The sequence below is a fragment of the Rhodococcus sp. LB1 genome, from assembly GCF_001583455.1.
Classification (GTDB): Bacteria; Actinomycetota; Actinomycetes; order Mycobacteriales; family Mycobacteriaceae; genus Rhodococcus_F; species Rhodococcus_F opacus.
Genome location: NZ_LTCZ01000104.1, coordinates 22,078 through 29,153, shown reverse-complemented (window position 1 = coordinate 29,153; position 7,076 = coordinate 22,078). Strand labels below are relative to the sequence as shown.

Below are 7,076 nucleotides of genomic sequence, written 5' to 3'. Positions count from 1 at the left end.
GGTCCGATTCTAGTTCTCCAGGTGGCGGAATCAGTATCTCTCGCCCGACATCGAGCATGAGTTGTGCAGCGAAGCAGGGTAATCCGTGCTTCGAGTCGCTTTGAGTCGCGATACCCGGTGGTGTAGAAGGCTTGGGCCTCGAAAGGCGGTCACAGGTTCGGTTTTTCGAGCGCCCGGTGTCTCGTATCGAACGGTCGAGTACTCGCCTACTCGCGAGAATAGCCGACATCTCAGTCAGGCTGGGTTCATCCCCACAGGTACAGCGTCGAGGTACAGGAGAAGGTCATGATCGCGCTGCCGGAGCCATTCTTCAGTTGGACGGCCAGGCGGATCGACCTCGCGGGAATCCGTGAACGCGAGTTCGCCGACCTGGTGTTGGACGAACGTGTGCCGCTGGGGCGGAACACGGCGCGACTGATCGCCACCCGCGACGAGGGCGCCGATATCGACTACCTTGCTCTGATCGTCGGCGACGTCGCAGATGGACATGACATCGCAGTCCGCGGCGTCGACGAGGAAGCGCTACTCGTCGAGGGCAGTCGAACCGAATCCTCTCCGGAGATCCTGATCGGGTTGCGGGCCGCACAGAGCATCTGTGGTTGCTCCGATGCTCGGCACGTCGACAGCCAGTTGCGTCTCGACGGTCCGATCCGGACGATGATCGCATCGATCGGCGTGAAATCCGTCGTCGTGGATTGGTACCACGTGATCTCTGCGGTCGCGTGAACCGAACTACTCACCCCGACAGCTCGGCCCGCCACAGATTCGGGTAGCGCGCCACTCTCGGAATTCGAGAGCCCACGCCGGAGAGTGGGAAGTCCCACAAGCGTCACCCACGAGCGAAAGCTGAAGACAATTAGACACATTGGCGCGACGACGAGTGCGCCGCGATCCAGAGCAAAGGACGAAACAGTGATATTTCCACAAGATTCCGACCGAGACGGCGACGGGCCCGTTGCCGATTCGCGGGCCGAGACGACGGGCCGTCAGGTCGTGGTGTTCACGGACGGCGGGAGACGAGCGGGTCCGACGGCACTCCTGCGGTCCCTCACCGGGGTCTCGACTGTGACGAGAAGTAGCGAGTTCGATTCTTCGGCAATGGATCTCGAACTGGCGGAAGCGGCTGACGCGGTTCTGTTCGACGAACTCGGAATTGCGGTGGTGGCCGCGGACACCGACCAGTTGGCCGCACTCCGCACCGCAGCCGCCTCACCCGACGTGGCGGTCCTCTCGGTCGAACCCGAGTTGGTCCACCATGCGCTGGACAGTGAAGACACCGTCGCAGAGATCGCACGGCCTGAGAACGGTGCAGCTGCGCCAGTAGACACCGAACACTTCCTGGATACGCCGGAGTTCACCTGGGGACTGCAGGCGACCCGCACCACGACGTCGGCGTGCAGCGGGCGCGGAGTCCGGATCGCCGTCCTCGACACCGGACTCGACCTCACCCACCCGGATTTCCACGGTCGTACCATCACGGCCCAATCGTTCGTTCCGGGCGCAGAACCCCAGGACGGGCATGGACACGGCACGCATTGCGTCGGAACGGCCTGCGGTCCGGCAGCGGCCGGCACGCGCCGATACGGAGTGGCTCACGAGGCCGACATCTTCGTCGGGAAGGTTCTGTCGGATCAGGGGCGTGGTGTGGACGGCGGGATCCTCGCAGGCATCGAGTGGGCCATCGCCAACGGTTGCCAGATCGTCTCGATGTCGCTCGGTGCCGACGTCGCGTCGGTGTCCGTCGCTTACGAGACGGTGGGGCAGCGTGCGCTGGCGGCCGGAGCGCTGATCGTGGCCGCGGCCGGCAACAACGCGAACAGAGCCGCCGGGCGCCCGGGACTGGTGGGCGTACCCGCCAACAGTCCGTCGATCATGGCCGTCGCTGCAGTCGACCCCGCTCTCGGGCTGGCCAATTTCTCTGCCGCCAGCAACCCCGTCGCCGGTGGTCAGATCGACGTGGCAGGACCTGGCGTGCGGGTGTTCTCGTCGGTGCCGATGCCCGTGCGCTACGGCTCGAAGAACGGAACGAGTATGGCCACCCCGCACGTCGCGGGCATCGCTGCACTGTGGTGCGAGAAGACCGGGCGCACCGGCCGCGATCTGTGGTCCCTGCTCACCCAGCATTCCCGGCGGCTCGCGTTGCCGTCACTCGATGTCGGTGCCGGGCTGATCCAGGCATCCGGGTAGAAGGCTCGACGTATCGTGCCGGGCATGGTCGGAATCAGTGTCACGGTGGACGCCGACCACGTCGAGGACATCGACGTGGTCGGCGTCGCGCTGGCCGAGGAGGGCATGCGGATCGACGCCATGCACCGCACGATCGGAATCATCTACGGTTCCGTCCCCGCGGGCCGACTCGCAGCCCTCGAGGCAGTCCCGGGCGTCCTGGCCGTCGAACTGGAGCAGCACGTCGACATCCGCCGCAGCGGCCCTGAACCGTGGTAGGCGACGTCAGACGCGGATGCTCCGCGCGACCACACCCAGGAGTTCGGCGATCTCGGACCCGACATTCAGGAATGTCTCCTCGTCCTTGCCGATCGGATCGGAAATGTCCTCCGGCGTCCCGTCCGACTTGTGCTGAGGACGGGCCGACGCCAGGTCGGCGACGGTCTTTGCGTCCGACGCCTCGGCCAGTCGGGCGGCCTCCTTCAGGGTGAATGTCTTCTTCAGCTGCTCGGGAGCCAAGGCCAGGACCTTGTCACGGTGGCTCTCGGTCATCGTCAGCACCAGATCGGCGTCCACCGCGAGATCGGCGGTGAGCAGTCGGGCAGTGAACTTGCCGGGGTCGCCGCCGAGACCTTCGAGGACCTGCGCGGCGGTGGGCTCCATCGCCGCGCCGACCACGGCCTCGGTACCTGCACTTTCGGCAGTCAGATCGGTGATCCCGAGCTCCTCGGCGTATGCCACTGCGAGGCGCTCAGCCGTTGGGGAGCGACAGACGTTTCCGGTGCAGACGAAGAGAACATGCATGGGCGAAGCATAGGGTCTCGCCTCGCACCGTTCGTACACGCACTGTTGGCTTCGAACATCAGTCGGGTAAATATCGCGCTCACCTGCACTGGTTATCAAGGGTGCATGCGCTGCACCGTGTTTGGAACCGGATACCTGGGAGCCACCCACGCCGCCTGTATGGCGGAACTGGGCCACGACGTCCTGGGCGTCGACATCGATCCCGGAAAAGTGGCGAAGCTCTCCTCCGGGGAGGTCCCGTTCTACGAGCCCGGGCTGGGGGAGGTTCTGCGCCGGAACATCGACGTCGGCCGACTGCACTTCACCACGTCGTACAGCGAGGCCGCCGAGTTCGCCGACCTCCACTTTCTCGGTGTCGGCACCCCGCAGAAGAAGGGGGAGTACGCGGCGGATCTGCGGCACGTGCACTCGGTGATCGACACACTCGCGCCGCTGCTCGATCGCCCTGCCGTCATCGTCGGCAAGTCGACAGTTCCCGTCGGGACGGCGGCGGAGCTGGGTGCGCGGGCCCGGGCGCTCGCCCCGGCGGGGGACGCCGTGGAAGTCGCGTGGAATCCGGAGTTCCTGCGGGAGGGCTTCGCCGTCGAGGACACCCTGCACCCCGACCGGATGGTGCTGGGAGTGGACCGCCAGCGCCCCGGACGCGCGGAGACCGAGTTACGCGAGCTGTATGCCCGCCTGCTCGGCGAGGGCATTCCGTTCCTGGTCACCGACCTCGCCACCGCGGAACTGGTGAAGGTCTCGGCCAACGCGTTCCTCGCCACCAAGATCTCCTTCATCAACGCCATCTCCGAGGTCTGCGAGGCCACCGGCGCCGACGTCACCCAACTCGCCGACGCCCTGGGGTACGACGCGCGGATCGGCCGGCGCTTCCTCAACGCCGGGCTGGGCTTCGGCGGCGGCTGCCTGCCCAAGGACATCCGCGCGTTCATGGCGCGGGCGGGTGAGCTGGGCGCGAACCAGGCACTGCACTTCCTCCGGGAGGTCGACAGCATCAACATGCGGCGTCGCACCCGGATGGTGGAGTTGGCGGCGCAGGTGTGCGGAGGTTCGCTGCTCGGCGCCAACGTCGCGGTGCTCGGCGCGGCGTTCAAGCCCGAATCCGACGACGTCCGTGATTCGCCGGCACTCAACGTGGCGGGGATGATGCAGTTGCACGGGGCGGTGGTCAGCGTCTACGACCCGAAAGCCCTGGACAACTCCCGCAGGCTGTTCCCGACGCTGAACTATGCGACATCGGCGGTCGAGGCGTGCGACAACGCCGACGCCGTGCTTCTGCTCACCGAGTGGGCGGAGTTCGCGGCCCTGAAACCGGAGGATCTGAACGACGTGGTGCGGGCCCGGGTGATGGTCGACGGCCGCAACTGTCTCGACGCCGCGGACTGGCGCACCGCAGGGTGGGTGTATCGAGGTCTCGGGAGAGGATAGCGCGCGCAGATAACGGTTTGTGACCTCGCGGTTTCCTGCGATAACGGGTTGACGATCTCCGCTCCCGCGGCATCGGCGGGCGGTAGCGTCAGCCTCAATCGCAACGGAGGGCTGGCGATGTCGAAGGCACGTCACGGATCCCGACTCGCACTCCTGGCTGCCGTTGCCTGCATCTGTGCGCTTGGTGTCGCCCCCGTTCAGGCGGCGGAGGTCCCGACCCTGCCGGGGCCGGCGCAATCCGACGCCGGCGCGGCCATCTCGTTCGCGAAGCAGCATCCGCATTCTGCGCCGCCCGGGACCAACGATTTCTCGTGCCGCCCCGGTCCGGCGCACCCCCACCCGGTGATCCTCGTGCACGGGAGCGACGGCAGTGCCTATTCCAACTGGGCCGGGTTGAGTCCGAAATTGACGGACGCAGGCTACTGCGTGTTCGCCCTGAACTACGGGCGGAAACCGGGCACCGAACACTTCGGGATGCAGACGATGACCGAGGGAGCGGTCGAACTCGAGGTGTTCGTCGACGATGTCCTGGCCGTAACCGGTGCGGACGAGGTCGACCTGATCGGTCACTCGCAGGGCGCGACGGTGGCCCGGTACTACATCAACAGGCTCGGCGGGGCCTCGAAGGTGAACCGCTGGATCGGTCTCGCGTCGCCGTCCTACGGTGGAACGTTCTTCGGGATCGCGACAGCTCTGCAGACGCTGCCCGGCGGCAACGAGTTGATAGTGGGGATCGGTTCGGAGGCCCTCGCCGAGCAGGTGCAGGGATCGCCGTTCCTCACCGCCCTCAACGCCGGCGGTGACACCGTCCCCGGCGTCGAATACACCACGATCGGGACGCGGTACGACGAGGTGATCCAGCCGTACACCAACGTCGCGCTACACGACCCCGGTGCGACCAACATCCTCGTCCAGGACCTGTGCCCGCTGGATCAGACCGGCCATTTCAACCTGCCTTACGACCCGTTCTCCCAGCAATTGGTTCTCAACACGCTCGATCCTGAACACACGATCGTGCCGCCCTGCAGGTTCGTGCCGCTGGGCACGGGCATCGCGGGAGTGATCATCGCGAGCAACTTCTGAGTTGCCTCTCGCCGAACGGTTGCTCGGTTGCCCCGTCGGACCGCTTCGCTAGACTGCGGGCCATGGAGTGGGGGGATTCCGGATCGAACCCGTGCACAGTCGAGTTAGGCGGCCCATGAGTTCGGTTCTAGGTGTGTCGGTCGGTGCGAGCGCTGTGCGCTTGGCACGACCCGACTCCGTGAACCGTGACGACGCCGGGAGCAGGCACATTCCCGATTTCCGGGCCCAGGTCGTCGCCGCCGGGCGGGACCTGCCGGAGGAACTCGCTGCCGAATCGATCGGCGTCGTCCTCGCCGGTGCACCCGACGCCGGGCCGGTCCGAGCCACCGGGGTCGCCTACCGCGACGAAGCCCAGGCAGGCGCCGTCCAGGCGGCGATGGCCCGGCAGCAACTCGCCAACTACCAGCTCGTCACCGAAGCCTCGGCGGCGCTGAAGTTCCTCGACGTCTCGGGCGCCCTCGGCGACCATGCGACGCTCGTGTTCTACGACCTGGGCAGCTCCGGGCTCACCGTGAGCGTCGTCGACCGGGCGACGGGGGAGGCGGTGGAGACGGCCCGCACCGACGCGGTGAGCGGAGACGTCTTCGACCGGCTGATCCGCGACAACCAGTTGGAGAACAAGCGGATCGAGGAGCCCGGCGACGCGGCCGCCGTCCTCGCGCTCGACCTCCGCTGTCGTGAGGCCAAAGAGCGGCTGTCCACCGGCGGCGCCGTCGCGGTGCCCGGTGACGGCGGGCTGCTGTTGCTGTCCCGCGACGTCTTCGACGCGCTGATCGGTGTCACCGTCGAATCCTCGGCGCGCCTCGCCCGCGACGTGATCGCGAAGTCGGGACGAACTCCCGACGCCGTGGTGGTCATCGGCGGCGGTGCACGCATCCCGCTGGTGCGGTCGGTGCTGCAGTCGTGGCTCGGGTTGCCGGTCGTCGTTCCCGACCACCCCGAACTCGTTGCGGCACAGGGTGCTGCGCTGCTCGCCCAGCAGGTGGTGCCGCCACCCGCCGAGGTCGCCAGGGTCCTCCCGCCGCCGCACTACACGCCGCAGCACACACCCGAGACGGCCGTATCGACCGGATTCGACGCCGCCGTCTCGCACCAGGCGCCCAGCGCGACCGTCGTACGCACCGGTGCGCCGTCGAGTACTCCGTCCTGGCTGAGCGCCGCCGCACCGCCGCCGAGTCAGCAGGTGGCCAAGCCCCAGATCCGGGGGGCCGCGCTGGCGGGCAGCGCGCTCGCCGTGGTCGCGGTGATCGGTCTCGGACTCGGGTACGGCAAGAACCTGCTGGCCCGCACCGAGGGCTCGTCGCAGCCGGTGACCACACAACTCACCACCGAGTCGCCGGTCATGACCGAGGTGGCCACGCCGTCGCCGACGACGCTCCCGCCGCCTCCGACGTCCGAAGCCGTCGAAGCGCCGATCCAGACGGCGTCGCAAATCCGGATTCCGGAGCCGGAGCCCGCCCCGCCGCCCCCACCGCCCGTGCCGGTGTTCCCCGGTCTGCCGCAGATCCAATTGCCGCCGCTCCAACTGCCCGAACTTCCCAGGTTCCCCGGAACGTAGTCGCCGCCGTTCTCCAGGCCTACGATGGGAATGGTTC

7 protein-coding genes are annotated in these 7,076 nt (G+C 67.4%); 6 read left to right on the top strand and 1 reads right to left on the bottom strand.

The window, feature by feature from the left end:
* The first annotated feature begins 285 nt into the window (after positions 1-285).
* The 3 genes from AZG88_RS17135 to AZG88_RS17125 all read left to right on the top strand — a co-directional run bounded on the left by AZG88_RS17135 (position 286) and on the right by AZG88_RS17125 (position 2,445).
* Positions 286-726, top strand: coding sequence for a hypothetical protein (locus tag AZG88_RS17135; RefSeq protein WP_005238231.1), 441 nt, complete (start codon positions 286-288; stop codon positions 724-726).
* Between the two features lie 186 nt (positions 727-912).
* The gene (locus AZG88_RS17130; protein WP_005238233.1) at positions 913-2,187 is read left to right on the top strand and encodes a S8 family serine peptidase; all 1,275 of its coding nucleotides are present in this window, start codon (positions 913-915) and stop codon (positions 2,185-2,187) included.
* A 15-nt stretch (positions 2,188-2,202) separates the two neighbouring features.
* Positions 2,203-2,445: a hypothetical protein gene (locus AZG88_RS17125; protein ID WP_061698352.1), complete on the top strand. Its 243-nt coding sequence runs from the start codon at positions 2,203-2,205 to the stop codon at positions 2,443-2,445.
* Positions 2,446-2,451: 6 nt separating this feature from the next.
* On the opposite strand, the gene AZG88_RS17120 is transcribed toward AZG88_RS17125, so the two are convergent.
* A complete protein-coding gene (locus tag AZG88_RS17120) occupies positions 2,452-2,970 on the bottom strand; it encodes an arsenate reductase/protein-tyrosine-phosphatase family protein (protein ID WP_005238237.1) in 519 nt (172 codons plus the stop codon).
* A 105-nt stretch (positions 2,971-3,075) separates the two neighbouring features.
* On the opposite strand from AZG88_RS17120, the gene AZG88_RS17115 reads away from it, so the two are divergent.
* The 3 genes from AZG88_RS17115 to AZG88_RS17105 all read left to right on the top strand — a co-directional run bounded on the left by AZG88_RS17115 (position 3,076) and on the right by AZG88_RS17105 (position 7,039).
* Positions 3,076-4,398: a UDP-glucose dehydrogenase family protein gene (locus AZG88_RS17115; RefSeq protein WP_061698351.1), complete on the top strand. Its 1,323-nt coding sequence runs from the start codon at positions 3,076-3,078 to the stop codon at positions 4,396-4,398.
* A 117-nt stretch (positions 4,399-4,515) separates the two neighbouring features.
* A complete protein-coding gene (locus AZG88_RS17110; protein WP_061698350.1) occupies positions 4,516-5,481 on the top strand; it encodes an esterase/lipase family protein in 966 nt (321 codons plus the stop codon).
* Between the two features lie 115 nt (positions 5,482-5,596).
* Complete coding sequence (locus AZG88_RS17105; RefSeq protein WP_063886817.1) at positions 5,597-7,039, top strand: Hsp70 family protein; 1,443 nt, start codon at positions 5,597-5,599, stop codon at positions 7,037-7,039.
* Positions 7,040-7,076 lie beyond the last annotated feature (37 nt).